This is a genomic window from Micromonospora sp. NPDC049175, assembly GCF_043197345.1.
In the GTDB taxonomy this organism is placed as follows: domain Bacteria; phylum Actinomycetota; class Actinomycetes; order Mycobacteriales; family Micromonosporaceae; genus Micromonospora.
In genome coordinates this window covers 90,276-114,859 of sequence record NZ_JBICSY010000010.1, presented here as the reverse complement: position 1 = coordinate 114,859, position 24,584 = coordinate 90,276, and the positions used below count along the sequence as shown (strand labels likewise).

The window sequence follows — 24,584 nt, the reverse complement described above, 5'->3', positions numbered from 1 at the left end:
TCGGTGCTCACGCTGAAGGGATGCGACGGACGGGGATGCTGGGGCTGATCTGCGCGTTGGTGCTGGCAGGGCTGACCGGCTGCAGCCCGGTCAAGGAGGGCGCGGTCGGGGTACGGCTGGACGCCGACGGCCGGCTGGTCGGGGTGTTCGACTGGTGCCAGGGCAAGAAGGGGACCGACGACATCACCCTCTTTCTCGGCAGTGACGACGGTGGGGTCACCGACACGGTGATTCAGCTCGAGCGGGATCCCGGCCGCAGCGCCCGCACGGCAGAGGAAGTTGTGCTGCTCAACCCGGCGGACGGCTGGCAGACGAAGCTGGCACCGTCCGCGCTGGACGACGACCAGATCTACGACCTGCGCTCGTGGAACAGCGACGGCGGGCCGGTGGAAGACTTCCCGTTCCGGATCAGCGAGCTGCGCGGCCGGACCGGCTCCGCCGTGATCCTCACCAAGCGGTGGGAGGGCGAGGACCAGGGCGGCTACGTCGCGACGTTCCATACGCTCGGGAGCTTCGCCCGCTACGCCAAGACGGTGTGCGACGACTGAAGGGGTCGCGCCTGACGATGGACACCTGCCGGTGGCCGCCGGCTCGATCTAGCCGGTCGTCCATGCTTGACTTCGGGTTCCGGCTCTCCGAGCACGAGCGGGTGAGGACATGGGCGACGTGCAGGCTGCCTATCGAGCGATGCTGCGCGACGATGTCGCTCCCGCTCTGCGTGCCCTCGGCCTCACGGGGTCGGGCTCGCGGTACACCCTGCCGGACCCGGAGTCCTGGGCGCTGCTGGGCTTCCAGTCCTCGCGGTACAACACCGGAGAGCACCTGACGTTCACGGTCAACCTCTGCGCCGTACCCCTGATCCTCTGGGAGTCCCGCAGGCGTGAGCAGAGCCAGCTACCCCTGAAGCCCTCGCCGGGCACCTACTACGGTGACTTCGTGTGGTCCTGGCGGCTCGGCCACCTGATGCCAGTGAATGAGGACGTCTGGTGGGACCTCGACGAGGACGCTGAGGTCGCGGACGTCGCGAGCGAGGTCGTCACCGCCATCGAGGCGTACGGCCTTCCCGCTCTCCGCGAACACCTTCGAACAGGTACGGGCGGCCGGCCGGTCCCGCAGAGCCCTAGGCTGACCCAATGTCGGCCGAGCACCACGTAATTGACCTCGTCGAGACCGACCGCCAGCCGGCGGACCGACCCGGCCCTGCCCGCCCTACGGCCAGCCGGACGTGGAACGTACGGCTCGTGGCCGCCTTCGCGGTCGGCATCGTGCTCGGCGGTGCCGGTGTCGGTGTGTTGCGTTCGTCGCGGGAGGAGCGACAGCGAAACGCGACGGTCTCACTCGTGGCGTTTCCCGCATCCACCAGCAGCAGTTCGGGTGGGGACACCGAGGTCGTCCAGATGGACGGGCAACTGGCGGTCATCAACGGCGGCCCCGCGCCCGTCACGGTGAAGTCGGTCAGCGGTCAACGACCTGGTGTCCAGGTCCAGGACACCGGCCACACTCGACTCGTGCGCCCCGGCGGCACCGCCTGGATCAGTGTCAAGCTGCGCATCGAGTGCGCACTCGCCTTCGGGAGCGAGCCGCTGTCGATACGGTTCTCCGTCGAGACCGCCGACCGGCAGGTCAGAGAGGTCAGCTATTCCGTGGCCGTAGCGGGAAGCGCCTGGCACCAGGGGGCCGAGCGTCCCTGCGCGAGCCTCGCCGAGATGGCGAGGCGCCAGGGCCAGCGCTGACGCCGCCGAGGTGATCCGCCTCCCCGGGGGGCAGGTCTCCGCCGAGCGGGGTGCGGGCGGCGTCCCACGGTCCGCTGACCTGCGGTGAGGGTGGTGCGCCCGGCAGGATTCGAACCTGCGGCCTTGGGATTAGAAGTCCCCTGCTCTATCCGCTGAGCTACGGGCGCGTGTGGCGTGGATGTCGCGCCCAGAGGGTACCGCCGCCCTGCTGCCCGGCGGCGAAAAGGGTGCCCGCGTCCACGTTGCCGAGCAGGGTCTCACGTCGACCGCGCGGCGGGCATCCGGGTTCCCGCGGTCGGACCTGGCCTCGGACCGTACCTTTGGCTGGTGCTGCTGGATCCCGACGTCGAGAACGACGTCGCCTACGAGCTGTGTCAGATCGCCGGTCGGGCCATCCTCCCGTACCGGTCGGGCGATGATGTCGGCACCGCGTTCTTCTTCCGGGGCGGCGAGGACCCGGTGGGGGAGTCGCTGCTGACGGCGGCCGACCTGGTCGGCGCGCCGGGTGGCGAGCTGGGTTTGCGGGCGAGTATCACCGAGCCGGCCGGGGTCGCCCCGGCCGCCGTCCCCGCGGTCGAGATCGTGCCCGGCTGGTCCCGTTTTCCGGGCGACGGGGTCGCGGTACTGCCGACCGCCGGCCTGCACCGCTACGCCGGGGACGGCGGCTGGCGGTGGCGGGTCCAGCCGGTGCCCGCGGGGATCGCCGCCGGGCCCGAGGTGGTCGCCCGCCTCACCGCCGACGCCGGTTCCGCTTTCGTGCTGGCCCATGGGGTACGCGAAGACGGGTCGCGCCCGCTGGAGGTCGCGATCGAGCGGGTGGTCCGCGACGGGGACGCCGCGCGGATCACCACCGAACTGCCGAAGGGGTACGTCGGCGCGCCGGTCTTCGTCGTCCAGCCCGACGCCACGGGGGAGTTGTCGCCGTACTGCCTGGGTCTGGTGCTGCCCGGCGTCGGCGAGCACCCGGTGGCGACCTTCGACCGCATCCGTGCGGTCCTCCCCGCGACGCCGGGCGACGTCTAATCCCCAAGTGCCGCCGCTGCCGCCGCCCTTCGCTCCGCAACCGCCGGGCGCCGGCGCCCGGCTAGTTGATCATGAGGTTATTGCTCCGACACGCCGATGGGAGTGGCAATAACCCCATGATCAACGGGGTCGGGAGGGTGGGGGACGGCTGGGGCGGTCGGGGCGGTCGGGGCGGCCGGGGCGGCCGGGGCGGTGGGGCGGTGGGGCCGGCGGCGAGGAATGCCTCGGCCCAGCGGCCGACCTCGTCGAAGACCTTCTTGCGGACGGCCGGCCCGGAGAGGGTCAGGTCGTGCATCCCGCCGTCGAAGCGGGCCAGGGTGACGTGGCGGCCGAGGCGGGGCGCGTACCGGACCATGTGCTCGACGTCCAGCACCGCGTCGGCCAGGGTCGCGTTGTCGTGCCACCGGGTGCCTCGGAAGGAGCGGGTCGAGCAGGCCAGCAGCACCGGCACCTGGATGTCCAGACCGGCGCGCAGCCGGCGCTGGCCGGTGCGGATCGCGTTCAGCCAGCCGGCCCGGACCGGGAACCCGGCCAGCGGCTTCCACGCCAGGTCATAGGTCCACTCGCCGCGGTGGTCGGAGTGGAGGCTCTCGCCGTACACGGTGCCCAGCCCGAGGGGCAGGATGCGGTGCGGCGCCCTGCGGCCCAGTCGGGAGACGGCGGCCGCGAGGGGTCGGCGCACCGCCCAGGGAGCGTTCAGGTCGAAGAAGGGGCTGTTGAGCACCAGGCCGTCGACGGTGCCGGTGTCGCGGCGGGCGTCCGCCCAGAGCGAGATGATCAGGCCGCCGGTGGAGTGGCCCATCGCCAGCAGGGTGTCGTGCCCGTCGTCGGCACGGATGATCTCGGCGGCGGCGTCCAGCTCGGGGAAGTAGTCGCTGATGTCGCGGCAGAAGTTCGGGGTCTGGCCCGGGAGCAGGCTGCGACCGTACTTGCGCAGGTCGAGCGCGTAGAAATCCCAGCCGCGCTCGGCGAAGAAGTCGGCCAGGTGGGTCTGGAAGAAGTAGTCGACGAACCCGTGGACGTAGAGGACGGCCCGCCCGGTGGGGCGCTCGGCCCGCCGCCGGACCAGGGTCGCGACGACAGGTCCCTCGTCGTCGGTGCCCAGGTCGATCGTCTGCCGCTCGTACGGCGGTCCCAACACGTCCGGTTCCACGACCGCGACGCTACGCCGCCAACCTACCCAACGGTAGCCCTCGTCCCGCCCACCGCGCCCCGCCCTCGCGATCTTGCACTTACTGCGGCGACATAACACGTGAAAGGCCGCTTTTCGGGATGCGAAAGTGCAAGATCGCGGGGCGGGGCGGGGTGGGGTGGGGTGGGGTGGGGTGGGGTCAGGCGGTCTCCGCGTCGGCGCGCTCGGGGTCCTGCTCGTCGGTGAGGTCCAGCCCGCCCTGGGGCTGGGGGATGTCGCGCAGGTGCTTGTTGTGCCGGGGCTCCTGACGGGTCTTGGCGTCGTTGAGCCGGCGGCGCAGATCGTCGCGGACGTCGTTGAGCGCGGCGTGCAGATCCTCCTCCGTGGAGGTGGTGACGATCTTCTGTCGGCCAGCGATCCAGCACTCCAGGGTGACCTTCTGGCCCCGCGCTTCCCGGTCCTTCACCGACACCTCCAGCTCGGTGGCGTCAGCGTGGAAGCTGGCCAGCCGGGCGTCGAGCGTGGTGAATTGCTCGGCGATCCAGTTGCGGTCGCCCTGCGAGAACCCCGCGCCCACCCGCAGGCACTCGGCGACGGTGGCCGGGTTCGCCGCGGCGCTCATCGCCGCGCCTCGGAAACGATCGCGGAGCCGATTCTGGTGATCATCATGGCGCTGACCTCTCGTCGACGTGGAGCTGTCGGTGGTGCGTTGATCAAGTGCTTACCCACTGTGGTTGGTCTCGGAAACCGCCGACGCCCGACTGGGCGGGTCGGCCGTACCACATCAGGGCGTGATCAGGGCGTTGTCCACAGGTGGGTTCGTTGTCCACAGGTTCGAGCGGGGCGCTGGCGATGCTCGCCCGCAGCACCGAGGCTCGATGTCGAGTCGACTCGCGCTGGCAGGCCCCGATCCCCCTGGAGGGACGATGTTCGACACCTACGTAACAGTTGTCGGCAATGTGCTGACTGCTCCCGAATGGCGACGCACCAGCCAGAGCAACACGCTCGTGGCCAACTTCAAGGTCGCCTCCACCGCCCGCCGACTCGACCGCGACAGCGGCCGGTGGGTCGACGGCAATTCGCTCCGCGTACGCGTCAACTGCTGGCGCAAGCTCGCCGAAGGCGTGGCGGCCTCCGTGATGGTCGGCGATCCGGTGGTGGTCTGCGGCCGGCTCTACACCCGCGACTGGACCGACGACGCGGGTAACCACCGCACCCTCTACGAGTTGGAGGCGGTTGCCGTCGGCCACGACCTGTCCCGGGGTCGAGCCCGGTTCCTGCGCAACCGGCCGAGCATGACCACCAGCACCACGGAGGACGCCGAGGCCGAGAGTCGGGTGCACGGCGAACCCACCGAGCCGGTGCCGCCCGGCCACGAGCCCGTGCTGCCGGACGACCGACCGCTGGACGACGACTTCGAGCTGCCCGACTACGCCGCGCTGCGGTCCAGCCCGTTCGCCGACGACCCGCTGGACGCCGATGTTCCTCCGATCGACTCGTCCGACGCGCTGTCGTCGTCCGACCGGGTTCCCCCGACCAGCGGGCAGATCGGGCAGGGCACCGGCCCGACCGGTCTCGACGCCGAGGTGGGGCTCCCGATCGAGGCGGATGACAACGGCAGCGACCGCGACCCGGACGACGAGTTGGGGCCGGTGCCGGACGAGGGGCAGCCTGAGCCGGTGCCGGCCGGCCGGGGGCGGCGTGGCCGAGGCCGGATCCCGCAGCCGGCCTGACCGGTCGTTTCGACGAGTGCGGCAGTTCGGCGATCACGAGCAGGGCGACACGAGGTTCCGGTGCTGATCGTCATGCTGCGGCAGGACGGGCCCACGTGGCCTGGCACGACGGGGGCGGGGTGGCGGCGCGGCCAGCGCCGTCACCCCGCGTGACAACAGCTGTGGGGTCGGCGGAGCCGCGTCGGCCGCGGCCCGCTACGAGGTGCTGGCCGCCCGAGCGCACGGTGGGTCAGGCTGGTTTTCGGGACGCTCGTCTAGGCTGGCCGGCTTGGAGGTGGTGTACGTGCGACGGACCGCGCCGGTGGCGAACGCGGTGGGGCTGCTGGCCGGGTACGCGCTGGACAGGCTGCTCGGTGATCCACGTCGGTGGCACCCGGTGGCCGGCTTCGGGCAGGCCGCGGGTGCGCTGGAGCGCCGCCTCTACCGCCCGGACCGGACGGCGGGCGCGGCGTTCACCGCGCTGGCCGTGGGCGGGCCGGTGCTGCTCGGGGCGGTAGCCGCCGCGGCTACCCGGCACCGGCCGGTGACCCGGGCGGTGCTGGTGGCCGCAGGCACGTGGACGGTGCTGGGTGGTCGTACGCTGCGCCACGAGGCCACGGCCATGGGTCGGACGCTGCGTGCCGGCGACCTGCCCGCTGCCCGGCGACGCCTCGGCCACCTCTGTGGGCGGGACCCGTCGACGTTGGGCGAGTCGGAGTTGGCCCGCGCCACCGTCGAGTCGGTCGCCGAGAACACCTCCGACGCGGTCGTCGCCCCCCTGGTCTGGGGTGCGGTCGCCGGCCTGCCCGGCCTGCTGGGCTACCGGGCGGCAAACACCCTCGACGCGATGGTCGGGCACCGGTCGGCACGCTACGCCCGGTTCGGCACACCGGCCGCGCGGTTGGACGATCTCCTCAACCTGGTGCCGTCGAGGATGACCGGGTTGCTCACCATCGCCGTCGCGCCGGTCGCCCACGGGGATCGGCAACGGGCCTGGCGGGTATGGCGGCGTGACCGCAACGACCACCCGAGCCCCAACGCCGGGCAGTGCGAGGCGGCGATGGCCGGCGCGCTCGGCGTCCGCCTCGGCGGGCGCAACGTCTACTTCGGGCGCTCCGAGGTGCGGCCGTTCCTCGGCGACGGCCCCCGCCCGGAGGCGCGCCACCTCAAGCGGGCCGCCCGGATCTCCGGCGCGGTCGGGCTGGCCGCGGTCGGGCTGGCCGCCGCCTACCCGGTGACCTTCGGCCGTCTGGTCGGCGCCGCGAGTCGACGCGGGCTGTCTGCCCTGATCGCGGGGCGTGGGGTGTCTGCCCTGACCGCGGGGCGGGGGGTCTCTGCCCTGACCGCGGGGCGTGGGGTCTCTGCCCTGACTGCAGGGCGGGGGAGCGGGCGGTGAGCGGCGGGCTGCTGGTCGCCGGCACGACCTCCGACGCCGGCAAGAGCGTGCTCACCGCAGGCATCTGCCGCTGGCTGCACCGACAGGGCGTGAAGGTGGCGCCGTACAAGGCACAGAACATGTCGAACAACTCGGCGGTGGTCGTCGGGCCGGACGGGCGCGGCGGCGAGATCGGACGGGCTCAGGCCATGCAGGCCGCCGCCTGTGGCCTCGCACCCGACCTGCGGTTCAACCCGGTCCTGCTCAAGCCGGGCAGCGATCTGGCCAGCCAGGTGGTCCTGCTCGGCGAGGCGGTCGACACGATCACCGCGGGCACGTTCCGACACCTGCGCCCCCGGCTCGCCGAGACCGCGTACGCGGCACTCGCCGAGCTGCGCGACACGTACGACGTGGTGATCTGCGAGGGCGCCGGCAGCCCCGCGGAGATCAACCTACGGGCTGGGGACTACGTCAACATGGGGCTGGCCCGGCACGCCAACCTGCCCACCATCGTGGTCGGCGACATCGACCGGGGCGGTGTCTTCGCCTCGATGTTCGGCACCGTGGCCCTGCTCGACCCGGCCGACCAGGCGCTGATCGCCGGCTTCGTGATCAACAAGTTCCGGGGTGACCGCGGGCTGCTCCAGCCGGGGCTGGACATGCTGCGCCACGTCACGGGTCGGCCCACGTACGGGGTGCTGCCCTGGGCACTTGACCTGTGGCTCGACGCGGAGGACTCCCTCGCCTACGGCCGGGTGCTCGGCCGCCCCGCGGCCCCGCACGGCAGCGAGTGGTTGGACGTGGCGGTCGTCCGCCTACCCCGGATCAGCAACGCCACCGACGTGGAGGCGCTGGCCACCGAGCCGGGCGTTCGCGTACGTCTCACCATCGAGCCGGCCGAGTTGGCCGCCGCCGACCTGGTCGTCCTGCCCGGCTCCAAGTCCACCGTCGCCGACCTGGCCTGGCTGCGCGAAACCGGCCTCGCCGACGCGGTGATGACCCACGTGGCGGCCGGTAAGCCGCTGCTCGGCCTCTGCGGCGGTTTCCAGATGCTCGGCCGCGCCATCCACGACACGGTGGAGAGCCGACGGGGCAGCGTAGCGGGGCTCGGTCTGCTGCCCATCGAGATCACCTTCGATCCCCGCAAGACCGTCCGGCAGTCGGTGGGCACCGCCCACGGCGACGTCGCGGTGCGCGGTTACGAGATCCACCACGGGTACGTCTCGCACACCGACCCCACCCTGGCCCCGTTGCTGACGGACGACGACGGTGTCGGTGAGGGAGCCGTGCTCGGTGTGGTGCACGGCACGCACTGGCACGGGGCGTTCGAGTCCGACGGGTTCCGCCGCTGGTTCCTCACCGAGGCGGCTCGCCTGGCCGGGCGCACCGGGTTCCGGGTCGCCCCGACGACGAGCTTCGCCGCCGCCCGGGAACGTTCCCTCGACCTGCTCGGTGACCTGGTCGAGGAGCACCTGGACACCGCTGCCCTCTGGCGTCTCATCGAAGCCGGCCCACCCGTCGGCCTACCCTTCATTCCACCCGGCGCCCCGCCGTCCTGAACTGCTCACCGTCCCCTGCGGAGTGTCGGGGGCGGGGCCGCGCGCGGGGCGTTCGAAGCGTGGTCGTGCGCCGGACGATGTCACGGGTCACCACCTCCGCATGATCGTGCACGATCCTGGTTGTAGTGGCCTCGTGGGCGAAAGGAGGGGACTGGATCCTGGATCGAGCATGATCTTGAACTAGGCCCGGCGTGCGAGCCCGCGACGCAGCGAGGTGGCGGGCCGGTGAGGTGGCGGGTCTGTGACGTGGCGGGTCTGTGATGTGGCGGGCCGGTGAGGTGGAGGGCTCGCGACGCGGGTGAGCGCCGGCAGCTGGGTGCTGAACGTGGCCTGGGGTTGGGCGCGGCGGGATTCAGGGGCGGATGTCGGCTGGCCTGTCGGTCGTGGGGAGGCCGGCGGCGAGCCAGGCGTCCACACCGCCGATCATGTCGGTCGTCCGGCGTAGACCGAGGGTCTGCAGGCTGGCAGCGGCGAGGCTGGAGCTGTAGCCCTGCCGACACACCAGCACGATCTCCCGGTCGTATCCGGTGGCTTCCGGGATCCGCCAGGCGCTGGCCGGATCGAGCCGCCATTCCAGTACGGTCCGGTCGATGACGACCGCCCCCGGCAGGTCGCCCTGTTCACGGCGTTGCAGGTCGGTGCGGGTGTCGACAAGCAGCGCGCCGCCGCGGACCGCCTCGACGGTCTGCTGCGGAGTCAGTCGGTGCAGCCCGGCGCGGGCCTGTTCGAGTAGGGCGTCGATACCGGGGCTCATCACGTCTCGGAGCACCACCCGATCATGCCGATTTGGTGGCGCCCCGGGCGGCGAACGGGCCGCCCGTCACCCGTCGCCGCCCCAATTCCCCCGGACGTGACGGCACCCGGCCAGGGTGGTCAGCCGGACGTGTCAGCGCGGCCGACGTCGAGCACGGTTGCAACCTGATCCACTCGCCCTCAGGGATGTCGGGGTGTCCCGCTAACCAGATACCGCGACATCAATGATGTGGAGTCGATCATCCCGGACTGCGGTCGCGCCGGCATACTTCGGTCATGCACCGGGCGAGGCTGTGTTGAGTCCCGACACCGGCCGTCCGGTGTCGGGCCGCGAAGCCCTGAACAGCGCAGGACTCCCGCCCGACAAGGCCGCGCCGGCCGACGAGCTAGAGGGCGCAGACAATCCCAGGCACACCGACGAGCCCGGGAACACCGACAAGCCCGAGAACACCGACAAGCCCGAGAACACCGACAAGCCCGGGAACACCGACGAGCCCGGGAACACCGACGAGGGCGGCGGGGTCGGGAACACCGACGGGGCCGGGAGTGCCGACGAGGGCGGCGGGGTCGGGAACACCGACGGGGCCGGGAGTGCCGACGGGGAGTTGGTTGGCCGTCGGGGTGGCGGGTTGGCCGTGGTGGTCGTCGAGGCGTACGCCGAACTGGCTCGTCGGGTGCTCGCGGACCCGGCGCGGTTGGGGCGGACCCGGCTCGTCGCGGTCGACGGGCCGAGCGGCGCGGGCAAGAGCCGGTTCGCCGCGCACCTCGCGGATGCCCTGGCGGCGCGGCTCGGCGGTGACCGCCCGCCCGTGGTGCACACCGACGACCTGCTCGACGGTTGGGACGATCAGGTCACCTTCTGGCCCCGGCTCGACGGGCAGGTGCTCGCCCCGCTGCGCGAGGGGAGACCCGGTGCCTACCGGCGCTACAGCTGGGTGCGGCAGCGCTTCCTGGACCGGCCGGTGCCGGTGCCGGCAGCGCCGGTGCTGGTGGTGGAGGGGGTGAGCGCCGCACGCGCGGTGGTCCGGCCGGAGTTGACCCTGGCGGTGTTCGTCACCGCGCCCGCGTCGTTGCGGCTGGCCCGCGCGGTCGCCCGGGACGGGTCGGAGATCCTGCCGGAGCTGCGTCGCTGGCACGCCGGGGAGCGGGCGCACTTCGCCGCCGACGGTACGGCCGCCCGCGCGGACCTGTTGGTGGACGGCGCGCCGACGCTGCCGTACGACGCGGACCGGTACTACACGCGCATCCGCTGAGCGGGCAGTGGACGACCGGCATCGGCTGCGGCACGATGCGAGGAGGCCGCGGCACGATGCGCGACGGCGAACGGGGGACTCATCATGTCGGCAACGGACCCGCCCGCGCGGCGCCGGATCACGCTCACCGGGATCAGCTCGCGGGCCTGGGAGCACCCGGCCGACCGGGGCGCCCTTGTCGCGTTGCGGGAGCTGCGCGGTTTCGACGACGTGGTGCGGTCGTTCTTCGGCATGTGGAACGAGCGCGGCTTCCGGCTGTCCGTGCTGGCCTCCGGCATCCGGGTCGACCATCGGCAGTATCCGGCCGTGTGGCAGCGCTACACCGAGGCGGCGGCGGTGCTCGACGTGGCCGAGCTGCCGGAGCTGTACGTGACCCAGTCGCCCTGGTTGGGCGCCGAGGCGGTTGGCCTGGAACGGCCGTTCATCGTGCTGAACTCCGCGTGCGTGCAGCAGCTCGACGAGGACGAGCTGCGCTGCCTGCTCGGCCACGAGTTGGGGCACGTGGGCAGCGGCCACGCGGTCTACAAGACCATGCTCATGATCCTCACCCGGTGGGCGACGAACCTGAGCTGGTTGCCGGTGGGCGCGATCGCGCTGCGGGCGATCATCGCGGCGATGCTGGAGTGGTGGCGCAAGGCGGAGTTGTCCGCCGATCGGGCCGGTCTGCTCGCCGGGCAGGACCCGGCCGCCGCGCTGCGGCTGCTGATGAAGCTCGCCGGCGGCGGTGACCTGTCCCAGATCGACACGACCGCGTTCCTGGAGCAGGCCGCCGAGTACGCCGGGGGCGGCGACCTGCGCGACAGCCTGCACAAGATCCGGATGACGGCGTGGAGCACCCATCCCGCGCCGGTGGCACGGGCGGCGCAACTGCGCCAGTGGGTCGACTCCGGGGCGTACGGGCGGGTGCTGGCCGGGGACTATCCGCGCCGTGACGACGACGGCTCGACAAGCGTCTCCGAGGAGATCAAGGCGGCTGCCGACTCGTACCGGGAGGAGTTCAGCCGCTCCACCGACCCGCTTGTCGGGTTGCTGCGCCGGTTCGGCGACGGCGCGAACGACGTCGGCGAGTGGGTCGGCGGCACCGCCGGTCGGGCCCGCTCCTGGGTGGATGCCGCCACCGAGGCGGCGGGCCGCGCGCAGCGCGCCGGCCGGGCCGCCCCGGGCGCCGCCCCGGCGGACCGCGATGCTGGTACGGGCTCCGCCGGCACGCCCCGGTAAGGCCGGCATACGATTCCGGTCATGACCTCTCCGATCCTGTCCGAGTCCGAGGTGCGGGCCGCCGTCGAGCGGGAGATGCCCGGCGTACGCGCCGACCTGGAACGTCTCGTCCGCATCCCCGGCATCGCCTTCGAGGGCTTCGACCACTCGCACGTGGAACGCTCCGCCGAGGCGGTCGCCGAACTGCTGCGCGGCTGCGGCCTGGATGTCGACATCGTGCGTTCCGGCGGTCAGCCGGCAGTGATCGGCCGTCGCGCCGCCCCGCCCGGCGCGCCGACCGTCATGCTCTACGCCCACCACGACGTGCAGCCGGTCGGCGACCTGTCGCTGTGGGAGTCCGACCCGTTCGAGCCGGTGGAACGGGACGGCCGGCTCTACGCCCGGGGTGCGGCCGACGACAAGGCCGGCATCATGGCGCACGTGGCGGCCCTGCGGGCGTACGGGGACGCGCTGCCGGTGGGTGTCGTGCTCTTCGTCGAGGGCGAGGAGGAGTTCGGCTCCGACTCGCTGGAGCGGCTGCTCGCCGAGCACCGGGACAAGATCGCCTCGGACGTCATCGTGATCGCCGACTCCGGCAACTGGGACATCGGCGTACCGGCGTTGACCACCTCGCTGCGCGGCCTCGTCAACTGCTTCGTCGAGGTACGCACGCTGGACCACGCGGTGCACAGCGGCATGTTCGGTGGCGTGGCGCCGGACGCGCTCACCGCGCTGGCCCGGTTGCTGGCGACCCTGCACGACGACGCCGGTGACGTGGCGGTGGCCGGGCTGGTCGGCCGGGAGGACGCCACCGTCGACTACCCGGAGGATCGGTTCCGGGCCGAGGCCGGGTTGGCCGAGGGCGTGCAGTTCATCGGCACCGGCCGGATCACCGACCGACTCTGGACCAAGCCGGCGCTGGCGGTGCTCGGCATCGACGCCCCGCCCACCGGCGAGGCCCCGAACGCCCTGGTCCCGGCCGCGAAGGCGAAGCTCAGCATCCGGCTCGCGCCGGGCGAGGACCCCAAGCGGGCGTACGCGGCGGTGCGCGCGCACCTGGAGCAGCACGCGCCGTGGGGCGCCCAGGTGACAGTCAGTTTCGAGCACGACGGCAACCCGTGCGTGATCGACGCGTCCGGGCCGGTGTTCGACGCCGCGCGTTCGGCCTTCCGGGCCGCCTGGGATGGCACCGAGCCGGTGGACATCGGCGTCGGCGGCTCGATCCCGTTCATCGCCACCTTCCAGGAGATGTTCCCGAAGGCGGCGATCCTGGTGACCGGCGTGGAGGACCCGCACGCCCGCGCGCACGGCCCGAACGAGAGCCTGCACCTGGGGGAGTTCGCGAAGGTCTGTCTGGCCGAGGCGCTGCTGCTGGGCAAGGTGGCGGTGGCGGCCGGCGCCTAGGGTTCGCGCCGCCTGGCTCCCGGTCGGGGCACTCGGTGGGACGTTGCGTATCGGATCGGCAACGTGGGTCTGATCTGGGGCTTTACGGCGTGTCGCACGGCCGTCTGTTATAGCCTTTCGTACATGAGTACGAACGAGGTGATGGCCCGGTTGGGGGCCGCTGTCAGCGCACTGGGAGATGTCGACGTCTCCGCGTGGTCCGAGGACACGCTCAACGAACAGCTCGGTGAGCTCTCCGCCGCTCTGGTCGCCCTCGACTCGGTGCTCTCCCGGGTCGCCGGCGAGGTCCGTGCGCGGGGGTTGCGCATCGAGGAGCCCGTCTCCGCCTAGGGCGTGTCAAAGTCCTCGGTCGAGCCGCCGCAGGCCGGCCAGGGGCTTTGACACACGCCCTGGATCCGTCGCCCACGTTCGTGGGCGGCACCCTGCCGACACCGCCCGGGCACGGCAATGCCCGGGCGGTGTCGGAGGTGACTGGCAGGATGGGCGGCGTGCGGTTCCTCGACCTGGCAGCGACGTCCGCGGCCGTGGGCGCCACCAGCGGCCGGCGGGCCAAGGTGGAGCTGCTCGCTGACGCGTTGCGCCGACTCGACCCGGCCGAGGTCGAGCCCGGCGCCGGCTACCTCGCGGGTGAGCTGCGTCAACGGCAGACCGGGGTGGGCTATGCCAGCCTTCGTGACCTGCCGCCACCGGCGGTCGAGCCGACGCTGACCGTGGCCGCCGTCGACGCGGCCATCGCGCAGATCGCCGCGGTGCACGGCACGGGTTCGCAGACCCGGCGTCGGGCGCTGCTCGGTGCCCTCTACGCGGCGGCGACGGCCGACGAGCAGCGCCTGCTCACCGGCCTGTTCAGCGGCGAGCTGCGGCAGGGCGCGCAGGCGGGGCTTCTCGCCGACGCGGTGGCGCGGGCCGCCGACGTGCCGGTGGCGGCGGTCCGCCGGGCGCTGTTGCTCGCCGGTGACCTGCGCGCCGTGGCGGTGGCCGCGCTGGCCGGAGGAGCGGCCGAGCTGGCCGGGTTCGGCCTGCGGGTGGGCCGACCGTTGGCGCCGATGCTCGCGCAGAGCGCACCCTCGGTCGACGAGGCGCTCGCCGCGACGGGCACGCCGGCGGTGGTCGACGTCAAGCTCGACGGCATCCGCATCCAGGTGCACCGCTCCGGCACGGACATCGCCGTCTTCACCCGCAGCCTCGACGAGATCACCAGCCGGGTGCCGGAGGTGGTCGCCGCGGTCCGGGCCCTGCCGGGGCGGGAGTTGGTGCTCGACGGCGAGGCGATCGGCCTCGACGAGACGGGGCGACCACTGCCGTTCCAGCAGACGTCGAGCCGGGCCGCCCGACGCACCACCCCGAGCACCACCGGGCGCACACCTGTCGCCCCGGCGGTGCTCGCGGCGGCCGCCAGCACGGGCGCGACGGTGCTGACTCCGTACTTCTTCGACCTGCTGCACCTCGACGGTGACGATCTGATCGACAGGCCCGGCCGGGAGCGGTGGGCCGCCCTCGCCGGTGCGGTGGATTCGTCACTGCTGGTCGGGCGGATGGAGGTCGACGGCCCCGAGCAGGCCGCCGCCGCGTTCGCCGCCGCGCTCGACGCCGGGCAGGAGGGCGTCGTGGTCAAGGCGCCGGACGCCCCCTACGACGCCGGTCGGCGCGGTGCCGCCTGGGTCAAGGTCAAGCCACGACACACCCTCGACCTGGTGGTGCTCGCCGTCGAGTGGGGCAGTGGCCGGCGCAAGGGCTGGCTGTCGAACCTGCATCTGGGCGCGCGTGACCCGCACACGGGCGGCTTCGTCATGCTCGGCAAGACGTTCAAGGGGCTCACCGACGAGCTGCTGCGCTGGCAGACCGAGCGTTTCCTCGACCTCGCCGTGGAGCGCGGCGACTGGGTGGTGCGGGTCCGCCCCGAGCAGGTGGTGGAGATCGCCTTCGACGGGGTGCAGACCAGCTCGCGCTATCCCGGCGGGATGGCGCTGCGGTTCGCCCGGGTGGTGCGATACCGCGACGACAAGTCCGCCGCCGAGGCGGACACCATCGACGCCGTCCGCGCCATCCACGCCGGCCGGGTCACCGGCTGACGGCCGCGCCAGCCCCGATCACCTGCCGGACAACGACCGGGCGTAGTTGACCTGGTTGTTGACGTGCTGCACCTGGCTCTGGTCGCTGACCGGGATCCGGGCCACGTACTGCTGATGGCCGTTGGTGACCGTGACCTGCACGGTGCCGTGGTGGCGGGTCTCCTTGACCAGCAGGAAGAGCAGGCTGAAGAAGGCCAGGCAGAAGAAACCGACGATCGCGCAGACAAGCGCCCAGGTGGCCACCTTCTCCTCGCGCTGCCAGTAGTCGGCCACGTGCCAGGTGGCGCCTGCCAACGGCAGCACCCCGGTGGGCGTGCGGATGATCGGCGGGCACACCGAGATTTCGGCGATCTGCACCGCGACCACCTCCGGCCCGGCGTGGCCGAGCGGCGCCGGGTGCGCCGACACAAGTGCCGGTGGGTACGGTCCGGACACCGGCCACGCCCCGCCGGGCGGCGTCGAGTGCGGCGCGGGCGGGCCGGAGAACGGCGGCGTCGAGAACGGCGGTGCCGGCGGTGCCGAGAACGGCGGTGCCGCTTGCGCCGGGAACGGCGGTGCCGGTGGCGCCGGGAACGGCGGTGCCGCTTGCGCCGGGAACGGCGGTGCCGGAGGCGCGGGGAACGGCGGTGCCGGAGGCGGTGTGGCCTCTGGCGGCACGCTCGGGAAGGGTGTCGTGGGCGGGGTCGTCGGCAGCGCCCCGGTGGACGAGGTGGCGCTCCACGGATCGATCGCCGGTTGCGGCTGGGTCACCGGCTCCGGGGCCGTGGGATCCGAACTCACCGAGACCTCCAACGCGGGATCGTCACGTCGCGCAGGCTACCGGCTGCCCCGTCGTGCCGCATGCCCCCGCGTGTCCGTGTGGGACGCGGACCCGGGCCTCGGTCAGGCCGACGCGCTCGGCGTCGGCTCGGCGGCCCGGTCCAACGGGGCCGCGGTGACGCCGATCCCGGCGGCGCGGCGGGCCTCCCGGCGGGCCACCCAGCCGTAGCCGAACAGGGCCATCACCGCGAAGAGCCACCACTGCACGACGTAGCCGAAGTTCTGCCAGTTGTTGGCGTGCCCGACGGGCACCGCCTTGAACACCGGGTCGGCCGCCGGGGTCTGCTCGTCGAGCAGCAGGTAGGCGCCGTAGACGGGGTACGGCAGCTCGCCGGCGAGACGCGAGACACCGATCCGGCGGATCTCCAGTCGCCCGTCGCGTCGCGCCACCGCGCCGGCGCCGCTCTCGGTCTCGTGCACCCGACCGACCACCGTCACGTCGCCGGTCGGCACGGCGGGCACCGACGGCTGGGCGGTCGCCCCACCCGGCGCCGGCGGGATCCAACCCCGATCCACGAGCAGCGCGGTGCCGTCGGTGAGCACCAGCGGGGTGAGCACCTCGAAGCCGACCCGGCTGTCCACCGTCCGGCCACGGACCAGCACGGTGTTCGTCGGGTCGTACCGGCCGGTGACGGTGATCCGGGTCCAGACCTTGTCCTCGGCCGGCGCGGGTCCGACCGTCCCCGCGCCGCCGGTCGGGGCGCGCAGGGCGTCGGCAAGTGGCGTCGGGGCCATCCGCTGGCCCGCGTCGATCCGCTCGTTGACCTCGGTACGCCCCCGGTAGCGGTCCAGCTGCCAGTCGCCGAGGAACACCATCACGGCGGCGGCGACCAGGGTCAGCGCGAGAGCGCCCAGCCAGCGTGGGCTCAGCAGGAACCGGTACACAGCACGAGGCTACCCGTATGACCGGCACCACTGACCTGGACCGGGCCGGGACCGCGCCGCCGGCCCCGGTTGGCGGTGCTCGCCTCGACAGCCGGACGGGTATCGTCACGCCGACGGATCGGCCCCGGTCGTCCCCGTCGCGTACCCGCCGCCGCTCGCGAGGAGTCGATAATGACCGTCGTGCCGCGCCTGGTGCTCAGCGCGCCGTCCTCCGGGCACGGTAAGAACGCGCTGGCGATCGGGCTGCTCGCCGCCCTGGCGGAGCGTGGGGTCGACGTCGCCGGGTTCAAGCTCGGGCCGGACCACGTCGACGCCGCGTACCTCGGCCTGGCCGCCGGCCGGCCCGGTCGGGTGATCGATCCCCGGCTGGTCGGCACCGATCGGCTCGCCCCGCTGGTGGCGCACGGCGCGGCCGGCGCCGGGCTCGCCGTGGTGCAGGGCAGCATGGGGCTGTACGACTCGGTCGGTGGCCGCCCCGAGCAGGAGTCCACCGCCGCCGCGGCGGCCGCGCTGCGCAGCCCGGTGGTGCTCGTTGTCGACGTGGCCGCGATGGGTCAGTCGGTGGCGGCCCTGGTGCACGGTTTTCGCTCGTACGACGAGCAGTTGTGGCTCGGCGGGGTGATCCTCAACCGGGTGGCCTCCTCGCGGCACGAGGGCATGCTGCGCGAGGCGTTGGACGACGTGGGTGTGCCGGTCTACGGTGCGCTGCGTCGGCACGACCTGCCGGCGGTGCTGCCGTCGCGGCGGCACGGCGTGGCACCGGTGGTCGACGGGTCGGCCGACGCCGTCCGAGCGGTTCGCCGGCTGGGCGAGGCCGTCGCCGCCACCGTCGATCTGGAACGGCTTCTCGGGCTGGCCCGCTCGGCCCCGCCGCTGACGGCCCCGGCCTGGTCCGCCGAGGAGGTCCTCGGCGGGTTCACCGCCCCGGCGAACCGCCCGCTCGTGGCACTCGCCGGTGGCCCGGGTGGCAGCTTCAGCCACCCGGAGACCGCCGAGCTGCTGCGGGCCGCCGGCGCCGAGGTCGTCACCGTCGATCCGCTGCGCGACGAGGCGCTGCCGGTCGGCACCCGCGCGCTTGTCGTCGGGGGCGCGCTGCCCGAGGCGTACGCCGAGCAGTTGTCGGCCAACCGGCGGCTCTGCATCGCGGTGGCCGAGTTGGCGCGGACCGGGCGTCCGGTGATCGCCGAGGGCACCGGGTTGCTCTGGCTGGCCCGCGAGCTGGACGGGCTGCCGATGTGCGGGGTCCTCGACGCGGTAGGTGTCAGTCGGGACGGCCTGGTGGCCGGCTACCGGGAGGCGACCGCCCAGACCGACAGCGTCGTCGCCGCCCACGGCACGGTGCTCGTCGGCCACAAGGCGCACCGTGCGGTGCTGACCCCCCGCGCTGGTCAGCGCCCGGCGTGGAGCTGGGAGGGCGGCACCCCGGAGGGCTTCGTCTGGCGCAGTGTGCACGCCTCGCAGCTCACCCTGCACTGGGCCGGTCATCCGGCCACGGCCGCCCGGTTGGTCGCCGCGGCGGCGACCGACCCGACGACCGAGGTGGTGCCGGTGGAGTCCGGCGGGGTGCCGGCCTGATCCCTCGGCTGGCGGTGCGCCACCGCCGCGTCAGCCGACGATCGCGTCCGACGGTGGGGTGAACTGGCGGGTCGGTGTGCCCTTCAGGCCGTCGCGGAGGGTCTCCGCGACCGCCTTGATCGGGATCTGGGACTGCCCGTCACCCACGGCGTTGAACGGGTTGTCCGGGTCGGAGATGAAGCTCGCCGCGGCCAGCTCCGGGGTGTAGCCGACGAACCAGGCGGACCGGGTGCTGTCGGTGGTACCGGTCTTGCCGGCCACCGGGCGTCCGACCGTGCCCCGGACGCTGTCGGCGGTGGACCAGCCGCCGCAGCTACCGCGCGCCGGGGTGTCTCCGGTCGGGCAGCGGGCGGCATCGGTGGCCGCCCGAGCGGCGTCCGCGCTGACCACCTGTCGGCAGCGTGGCTTGGCCACCTCGCGTTGGATGCCTCCCGGGGTGGTGTACGTGGCGGGCGTGCCGTCCCGATTCATGATCGACTGAACCGGGATCGCATCGCAGTAGCGGCCGTCGGCGGCGACGGCGGCGTAGGCGTTCGCCATCTCCAACGGGGTGGCGTCGGAGACGCCCAGGGTGAACGCGCCCCACTTCTTCACCTTTGTCGGGGACGCCTGTTCCCGGTCGACGTCGGTGCGCCACCGCAGCCCGAGTTGCTCGGCCAACCGGACCGCCCGGTCCGCGCCGACCTTCTCCTCCAGCCACACGAAGTACGTGTTCACCGACTTGCCGAAGCCGGACCACATGGTCTGCTGGCCGGTCATGGCGCCGCTGGCGTTCGAGGGCGCCCACCCGTCGTAGACGGCCGACTTGTAGCGGTAGGGGGCGTTGAACGAGGTGGAGAGCGTCATCCCCGAGTCCAGCGCGGCGAGCATCGGGAACATCTTGAACGTGGACCCGGCCTGGTAGCCCGCCAGGTCACCGCCGCCGAGCAGCGGCGCGACCGTGTTCGGGTAGTTGGCCTTCACCTTCGGCCCGGCCTCGGGGTTGGAGCTCTGCGGGTTCTCGTCGAGGTCCAGCGAGTACGTCCGGTTCACCGCCATCGCCTTCACCCGGCCGGTGCCCGGCTCGGAGACCACGATCCCGTTGGCGAACGGGCTGCCGGTGGCCTCCTTGCTGCCGACGTTCTTCTCCGCCGCCGCCTGGATCTTCGGGTCGAGGCTGAGCACGATCCGGTAGCCGCCCCGGCGCAGCTTGTCCATGCGTTCCAGCGGGTTCGCCCCGAAGGCGGGCTGCGCGCTCCACCAGTTCTTCAGGTAGTCGCAGGCGAAGCCCCAGCTGTTGTACTTCTCCGCCACCGCGGCGCAGTCGTGCGGCGGGGTGGTCAGTTTCAGCCGGATCGGCTCGGCCTTGGCGGCGGCGGCCGAGTCGGGGGAGAGGTAACCGAGCTGGCTCATCCGGTCCAGCACGTAGTCCCGCCGCCCGGTGGCCTCCTTCTGGTCGGAGTCGGCCGGGTCGTACTCCGACGGGGACTTGACCAGCCCGGCGAGGGTGGCGGCCTCGACCGGGGTGAGGTCCTTCGGGGTCTTGGAGAAGAAGATCTCGCTGGCCGCGTAGATGCCGTACGCCCGGTGTCCGAAGTACGCCGAGTTGAGGTAGCGCTCCAGGATCTGCTCCTTGCTCAGCTCCTTCTCCAGGTCCAGCGCCATCCGCATCTCCTTGACCTTGCGCAGGCTGGTCTGCTGGGTGGCTTCCTGGACCTCCTTGGGCGTGGTCGAGCTGTCCCGCAGGGCCATCCGGACGTACTGCATGGTCAGGGTCGACGCGCCCTGGGAGCCGCCGGAGCGGGCGTTGGACACGAAGGCGCGGGCCACGCCCTTCGGGTCGACGCCGTGGTGCTGGTAGAAGCGCGAGTCCTCGGCGGCGATGATCGCCTGCTGGATGTTCGGCGACATGTCCGACAGCTTGGTGTACTGCCGGTACTCCTCGTAGAACATGGTCAGCACGGTCTTGCCGTCCGGGGCGTAGACGTAGGAGGTCTCGGCGGGCAGGGCGGTGGTCAGCACTCGGGTCTTCTGCTCCACGGCGTGCGCGGTGGCCTTCGCGCCGAGCCCGGTGAGGGCGACGAGTGGGTACGCGGCGGCGGCGATCACGATTCCGGCGATCAGTCCGGCGCGAAGAAGAGGGACGAGTCGACCAGCGGCAGCAAGGGGTCGGTTACTCACATTGCCAAGTTATGACATTTCCGATTCGTACCTGAGAAGAACTCTTAAACCGGCAAGTGGTGACGCGGCTTACGCCGCGATCGGCTGTCCCACCGGCCGCCTTCCCGGCAGGATCGCGGGCATGTCTGATCAGCCGAGCGGAATGGTCGCCACCGCCGGGGTCGAACCGGACCTCGCGCACCACGGCGACGCGGAGGTCGGCGACGGGCTGATCGACCTCGCCGTCAACGTCCGGCAGGCGCCGGCCCCCGCCTGGTTGGCCGACCCGATCGCCGCGACCCTGACCGATCTGGCCCGCTACCCGGACCCGGCGCCGGCCCGGGCGGCCGTCGCGGCCCGACACGGCCGTCACCCGAACGAGGTGCTGCTCACCGCAGGCGCCGCCGAGGGCTTCGTGCTGATCGCCCAGGCGCTTCGCGGGGTACGCCGGCCGGTGGTGGTGCACCCCCAGTTCACCGAGCCGGAGGCGGCGCTGCGGGCCGCCGGGCATCCGGTCGAGCGGGTGCTGCTGGACCCCGCCGACGACTTCCGGCTCGACCCGTCCCGGGTGCCCGCCGACGCCGACCTCGTGATGATCGGCAATCCCACGAACCCGACGTCGGTGCTGCACCCCGCGCGGACGGTGGCCGCGCTGGCCCGCCCCGGCCGGGTGCTCGTGGTCGACGAGGCGTTCGCCGACACCACGATCGCCACCGGGCACCCCGGCGAACCGGAGTCGCTTGCCGAGCGGCGCGACCTGCCCGGTCTGCTCGTCCTGCGCAGCCTCACCAAGACGTGGGGCCTGGCCGGCCTCCGGATCGGCTACCTGCTCGGGGCTCCGGAGCTGCTGGCCCGGCTGGCCGCCGTCCAGCCGCTCTGGGCCGTCTCGACACCCGCGCTGGCCGCCGCGTCGGCCTGCGCCACCACCGTCGCGGTCCAGGCCGAGCGCGCGATCGCCGCCGATCTCGCCGCCGACCGCGACCACCTGGTCACCCGCCTCGCCGACCTGCCCGGTGTACGCGTCGTCGGCCGCCCGGCCAGCGCGTTCGTCCTGCTGCACGTGCCGGGCTCGACAGCGATCCGGGCCGCCCTGCGCGAGCGCGGCTGGGCGGTCCGCCGGGGCGACACCTTCCCCGGCCTCGGCCCGGACTGGCTGCGGGTGGCGGTACGCGACCGAAACACGACCGACGCGTTCATCGAGGCGCTGCGCGAGATCATGGAGGCATGATGCTGGAGACCACGATCGGGGCGATCCGACCAGCGGACGAAGCGGCCATGGCCGCCGCCCGTGAGCTGCACGGCCGGCTGACCAAGCCGGCGGGCTCGCTGGGCGCGTTGGAGGAGCTGTCGGTACGCCTCGCCGGCCTCGCCGGGGCCTGCCCACCACCGCTGCCCGAGCCGGCCGCGGTCGCGATCTTCGCGGGCGACCACGGGGTGCACGCCCAGGGGGTCAGCCCCTGGCCGCAGGAGGTCACCGGGCAGATGATCGGCAACTTCCTGGCCGGCGGCGCGGTGGTCAACGCGTTCGCCCGACAGGTCGGCGCGTCGGTCACCGTTGTCGACGTCGGGGTGGCCACCCCGCTGCCCGCCACCGACCCGGCCGTGCTCGATCCGGCTGGGTCCGGCCCGGGTGGGTCCGGCCCGGGTGGGTCCGGCCCGGCCGTGCTCGACCTGGCGGTGCCGCGGCTGGTTGCCGCGTCGGTCCGCCGGGGCACGCGCGATTTCACGGTGACCGCCGCACTCACGCGGGACGAGGCGCTGGCGGCGGTGCAGACCGGCATCCGGATCGCCGACGAGCTGATCGACGCGGGAGCCGGCATCCTGCTCACCGGTGACATGGGCATCGGCAACACCACCCCGGCCGCCGCGCTGATCGCCGCGTTCACCGGCGCCGACCCGCTCGACTCCACCGGTCGGGGCACCGGCATCGACGACCCGACCTACGCGCACAAGGTTGCCGTGGTGCGCGCCGCGCTGATCCGGCACGCGCCCGACCCGGCCGACCCGCTGGGTGTGCTGGCCGCCGTCGGTGGCCTGGAGCACGCCGCGCTGGCCGGGCTGATCCTGGGGGCCGCCGCCCGCCGTACGCCGGTGCTGCTGGACGGCGTGATCGCGGTCTCGGCCGCGCTGGCCGCCGCCGCGTTCGCCCCGGACGCGGTCTGCGCCATGGTCGCCGGGCACCGTTCGGCCGAGCCGGGTGCGACCGCGGGACTGCGGCACCTCGGCCTCGACCCGCTCATCGACCTGGGGCTGCGCCTCGGCGAGGGCACCGGCGCACTGTTGGCGTTGCCAGTGGTCAGCTGCGCGGTGCGGGTGCTGCACGAGGTGGCCACCTTCGACTCCGCCGGGGTGGCCGAGAAGTGACGAGGCGCAGCGAGCGAGCGGTCCGCTTCGGTGGTGCGGCGTGACCTCCAATCCGTACCCCCTTGGTTTGCGGCTCGACGGGCGGCGGGTGGTCGTGGTGGGTGGTGGCGCGGTCGCCACCCGACGGGTGCCCGCGCTGCTGGACGCCGGCGCGGACGTCCTGCTGGTGGCCCCGGAGCTGACCCCGGCGCTGCGCGCCCGGGTCGACGCGGGTCGGCTGCACTGGGTGCCACGCCGGTTCCTACCCGAGGACCTGGACGGCGCGTGGCTGGTCCAGGTGGCGGTCGACGACCCGATGGCGGCCGCTTCGGTGAGCGCCGTCGCCGCCGAGCGGCGGATCTTCTGCGTCCGGGCCGACGACCGGACCGCCGCCACCGCCTGGACCCCGGCGGTAACCCGGCACGGCCCGGTCACCGTGGCGGTGCTCGGCGGCGGTGACCCCCGGCGGGCGATGACCGTCCGGGACGCGATCCGCGACCTGCTCGCCCTCCGCCTGGCACCGGACAGAGGACAGAGCCGGCCCGCCGCTTCGACCGGCGCGACCGGCGCGGCCGGCGCGGCCGGCGTGACCGGCGCGGCCGGCGCGGCCGGCGTGACCGGCGTGAGCGGCTTGGGTGGCGCGGCGGGCTCGGCCGGCGTGGACGGCTCGGCTGGCGCGGCCGGCGTGAGCGGCTTGGGTGGCGCGGCGGGCTCGGCGGGCGTGGACGGCTCGGCTGGCGCGACCGGCGTGAGCGGCTCGTCTGGCGTGGCGGGCTCGGGTGGCGTGGCGGGCTCGGGTGGCGTGGCGGGCGCGGCCAGCTTAGACGGCTCGGCTGGCGTGAGCGGCTCGGCTGGTGTGGCCGGGCGGCCGGTGGGGCGGGTGGCGCTGGTCGGGGCGGGGCCGGGTGATCCGGAGCTGATCACCGTCAAGGGGTGGCGGCTGCTCACCGAGGCCGACGTGGTGGTCGCCGACCGGCTGGTGCCCGGCCTGCTCCTCGACGAGCTGCGCCCGGACGTCGAGCTGGTGGACGCCTCGAAGATCCCCTACGGACCGTCCCGGGCCCAGGAGGAGATCAACCAGATCCTGGTCGACCGTGCGCTGGCCGGCGCCTTCGTGGTGCGGCTCAAGGGCGGCGACCCGTACGTCTTCGGCCGGGGCGGCGAGGAGCTGCTGGCGTGCGCGCAGGCCGGCGTGTCGGTGACCGTGGTGCCCGGGGTGACCAGCTCGATCGCCGCTCCCTCCGCGGCCGGGATTCCGGTCACCCATCGGGGGGTGGCGCACGAGTTCACAGTGGTCTCCGGGCATGTGGCACCCGACTCACCGGCGTCGCTGGTGCGTTGGGAGGCGATGGCGGGCCTGCGCGGCACCCTGGTGATCCTGATGGGGCTGAAGAACCTCGCCGCCATCACGGCCACCCTCGTCGCCCACGGTCGGTCGCCGCAGACGCCGGCCGCCGTGGTGCAGGAAGCCACGACGGGTGCCCAGCGGGTGCTGCGATCCACGCTCGGCGCGGTGGCCGCCGACGCGCTCGCCGCCGACCTGCGCCCGCCCGCGGTGGTCGTACTCGGTGACGTGGTGGGCGCCCTCGACGGCTGATCGGCGACCCGGA

The 24,584-nt window shown here is 73.3% G+C and carries 22 protein-coding genes and 1 tRNA gene; 16 read left to right on the top strand and 7 right to left on the bottom strand.

The window, feature by feature from the left end; genetic code table 11:
- Window positions 1–20: 20 nt before the first annotated feature.
- From ACGFH8_RS30340 to ACGFH8_RS30330, 3 genes are all read left to right on the top strand, one after another.
- Window positions 21–548: a hypothetical protein gene (locus ACGFH8_RS30340; RefSeq protein WP_393373817.1), complete on the top strand. Its 528-nt coding sequence runs from the start codon at window positions 21–23 to the stop codon at window positions 546–548.
- Window positions 549–657: 109 nt separating this feature from the next.
- Window positions 658–1,155 carry a DUF4304 domain-containing protein gene (locus ACGFH8_RS30335; protein ID WP_393373814.1) on the top strand — a complete coding sequence of 166 codons (498 nt, stop codon included), beginning with the start codon at window positions 658–660 and terminating at the stop codon, window positions 1,153–1,155.
- Between the two features lie 86 nt (window positions 1,156–1,241).
- The gene (locus tag ACGFH8_RS30330; protein ID WP_393373812.1) at window positions 1,242–1,733 is read left to right on the top strand and encodes a hypothetical protein; all 492 of its coding nucleotides are present in this window, start codon (window positions 1,242–1,244) and stop codon (window positions 1,731–1,733) included.
- 91 nt (window positions 1,734–1,824) lie between these two features.
- Here ACGFH8_RS30330 and ACGFH8_RS30325 read toward each other — a convergent pair.
- Window positions 1,825–1,900, bottom strand: a tRNA-Arg gene (locus tag ACGFH8_RS30325).
- 160 nt (window positions 1,901–2,060) lie between these two features.
- Here ACGFH8_RS30325 and ACGFH8_RS30320 point away from each other — a divergent pair.
- Window positions 2,061–2,756 carry a hypothetical protein gene (locus tag ACGFH8_RS30320; protein WP_393373810.1) on the top strand — a complete coding sequence of 232 codons (696 nt, stop codon included), beginning with the start codon at window positions 2,061–2,063 and terminating at the stop codon, window positions 2,754–2,756.
- A gap of 61 nt (window positions 2,757–2,817) precedes the next feature.
- Here the strand turns inward: ACGFH8_RS30320 and ACGFH8_RS30315 are convergent, their stop codons facing one another.
- On the bottom strand, window positions 2,818–3,909 hold the full coding sequence (locus tag ACGFH8_RS30315) for an alpha/beta hydrolase (RefSeq protein WP_393373808.1): 1,092 nt from the start codon (window positions 3,907–3,909) through the stop codon (window positions 2,818–2,820).
- 178 nt (window positions 3,910–4,087) lie between these two features.
- Window positions 4,088–4,510 (bottom strand): HPF/RaiA family ribosome-associated protein, encoded by a 423-nt coding sequence (locus ACGFH8_RS30310; RefSeq protein ID WP_393373806.1) that lies wholly within the window; start codon window positions 4,508–4,510, stop codon window positions 4,088–4,090.
- Between the two features lie 304 nt (window positions 4,511–4,814).
- On the opposite strand from ACGFH8_RS30310, the gene ACGFH8_RS30305 reads away from it, so the two are divergent.
- From ACGFH8_RS30305 to ACGFH8_RS30295, 3 genes are all read left to right on the top strand, one after another.
- Entirely contained in the window at window positions 4,815–5,621 is an 807-nt protein-coding gene (locus ACGFH8_RS30305; RefSeq protein WP_393373804.1) for a single-stranded DNA-binding protein, read from the top strand.
- A 274-nt stretch (window positions 5,622–5,895) separates the two neighbouring features.
- Window positions 5,896–6,996: a cobalamin biosynthesis protein gene (locus tag ACGFH8_RS30300; protein WP_393374032.1), complete on the top strand. Its 1,101-nt coding sequence runs from the start codon at window positions 5,896–5,898 to the stop codon at window positions 6,994–6,996.
- On the top strand, window positions 6,993–8,534 hold the full coding sequence (locus ACGFH8_RS30295) for a cobyric acid synthase (RefSeq protein WP_393373802.1): 1,542 nt from the start codon (window positions 6,993–6,995) through the stop codon (window positions 8,532–8,534). Before ACGFH8_RS30300 ends, ACGFH8_RS30295 begins: the two co-directional genes overlap by 4 nt.
- A gap of 352 nt (window positions 8,535–8,886) precedes the next feature.
- Here ACGFH8_RS30295 and ACGFH8_RS30290 read toward each other — a convergent pair whose 3' ends face one another.
- Window positions 8,887–9,288 (bottom strand): rhodanese-like domain-containing protein, encoded by a 402-nt coding sequence (locus ACGFH8_RS30290; RefSeq protein ID WP_393374029.1) that lies wholly within the window; start codon window positions 9,286–9,288, stop codon window positions 8,887–8,889.
- Between the two features lie 628 nt (window positions 9,289–9,916).
- Here ACGFH8_RS30290 and ACGFH8_RS30285 point away from each other — a divergent pair.
- The 5 genes from ACGFH8_RS30285 to ACGFH8_RS30265 all read left to right on the top strand — a co-directional run bounded on the left by ACGFH8_RS30285 (window position 9,917) and on the right by ACGFH8_RS30265 (window position 15,213).
- Window positions 9,917–10,540 carry a uridine kinase gene (locus tag ACGFH8_RS30285; protein ID WP_393374027.1) on the top strand — a complete coding sequence of 208 codons (624 nt, stop codon included), beginning with the start codon at window positions 9,917–9,919 and terminating at the stop codon, window positions 10,538–10,540.
- A gap of 84 nt (window positions 10,541–10,624) precedes the next feature.
- Window positions 10,625–11,758 carry a M48 family metallopeptidase gene (locus ACGFH8_RS30280; RefSeq protein WP_393373799.1) on the top strand — a complete coding sequence of 378 codons (1,134 nt, stop codon included), beginning with the start codon at window positions 10,625–10,627 and terminating at the stop codon, window positions 11,756–11,758.
- Between the two features lie 21 nt (window positions 11,759–11,779).
- Window positions 11,780–13,141: a dipeptidase gene (locus ACGFH8_RS30275; protein ID WP_393373796.1), complete on the top strand. Its 1,362-nt coding sequence runs from the start codon at window positions 11,780–11,782 to the stop codon at window positions 13,139–13,141.
- Between the two features lie 123 nt (window positions 13,142–13,264).
- Window positions 13,265–13,471, top strand: a complete 207-nt coding sequence (locus ACGFH8_RS30270; RefSeq protein ID WP_030333429.1) for a hypothetical protein — start codon at window positions 13,265–13,267, stop codon at window positions 13,469–13,471.
- Window positions 13,472–13,620: 149 nt separating this feature from the next.
- Window positions 13,621–15,213: an ATP-dependent DNA ligase gene (locus ACGFH8_RS30265; protein WP_393374023.1), complete on the top strand. Its 1,593-nt coding sequence runs from the start codon at window positions 13,621–13,623 to the stop codon at window positions 15,211–15,213.
- A gap of 18 nt (window positions 15,214–15,231) precedes the next feature.
- Here the strand turns inward: ACGFH8_RS30265 and ACGFH8_RS30260 are convergent, their stop codons facing one another.
- Window positions 15,232–15,993, bottom strand: coding sequence for a hypothetical protein (locus ACGFH8_RS30260; protein WP_393373793.1), 762 nt, complete (start codon window positions 15,991–15,993; stop codon window positions 15,232–15,234).
- Window positions 15,994–16,095: 102 nt separating this feature from the next.
- Window positions 16,096–16,917 (bottom strand): SURF1 family protein, encoded by an 822-nt coding sequence (locus ACGFH8_RS30255; RefSeq protein ID WP_393373790.1) that lies wholly within the window; start codon window positions 16,915–16,917, stop codon window positions 16,096–16,098.
- Between the two features lie 171 nt (window positions 16,918–17,088).
- Here ACGFH8_RS30255 and ACGFH8_RS30250 point away from each other — a divergent pair, with 171 nt between their 5' ends.
- Window positions 17,089–18,492 (top strand): cobyrinate a,c-diamide synthase, encoded by a 1,404-nt coding sequence (locus ACGFH8_RS30250; RefSeq protein ID WP_393373788.1) that lies wholly within the window; start codon window positions 17,089–17,091, stop codon window positions 18,490–18,492.
- A 30-nt stretch (window positions 18,493–18,522) separates the two neighbouring features.
- Here the strand turns inward: ACGFH8_RS30250 and ACGFH8_RS30245 are convergent, their stop codons facing one another.
- Entirely contained in the window at window positions 18,523–20,652 is a 2,130-nt protein-coding gene (locus tag ACGFH8_RS30245) for a transglycosylase domain-containing protein (protein WP_393373786.1), read from the bottom strand.
- Window positions 20,653–20,773: 121 nt separating this feature from the next.
- Here ACGFH8_RS30245 and cobC point away from each other — a divergent pair, with 121 nt between their 5' ends.
- Genes cobC through cobA form a run of 3 tightly spaced genes read left to right on the top strand, consistent with a single transcriptional unit; the run spans window position 20,774 to window position 24,571 of the window.
- A complete protein-coding gene (gene cobC / locus ACGFH8_RS30240; RefSeq protein WP_393373783.1) occupies window positions 20,774–21,859 on the top strand; it encodes an Rv2231c family pyridoxal phosphate-dependent protein CobC in 1,086 nt (361 codons plus the stop codon).
- On the top strand, window positions 21,859–22,995 hold the full coding sequence (locus tag ACGFH8_RS30235) for a nicotinate-nucleotide--dimethylbenzimidazole phosphoribosyltransferase (protein ID WP_393374020.1): 1,137 nt from the start codon (window positions 21,859–21,861) through the stop codon (window positions 22,993–22,995). Before cobC ends, ACGFH8_RS30235 begins: the two co-directional genes overlap by 1 nt.
- Window positions 22,996–23,035: 40 nt before the next feature.
- Entirely contained in the window at window positions 23,036–24,571 is a 1,536-nt protein-coding gene (gene cobA / locus ACGFH8_RS30230; protein WP_393373781.1) for a uroporphyrinogen-III C-methyltransferase, read from the top strand.
- The last annotated feature ends 13 nt before the right edge of the window (window positions 24,572–24,584 follow it).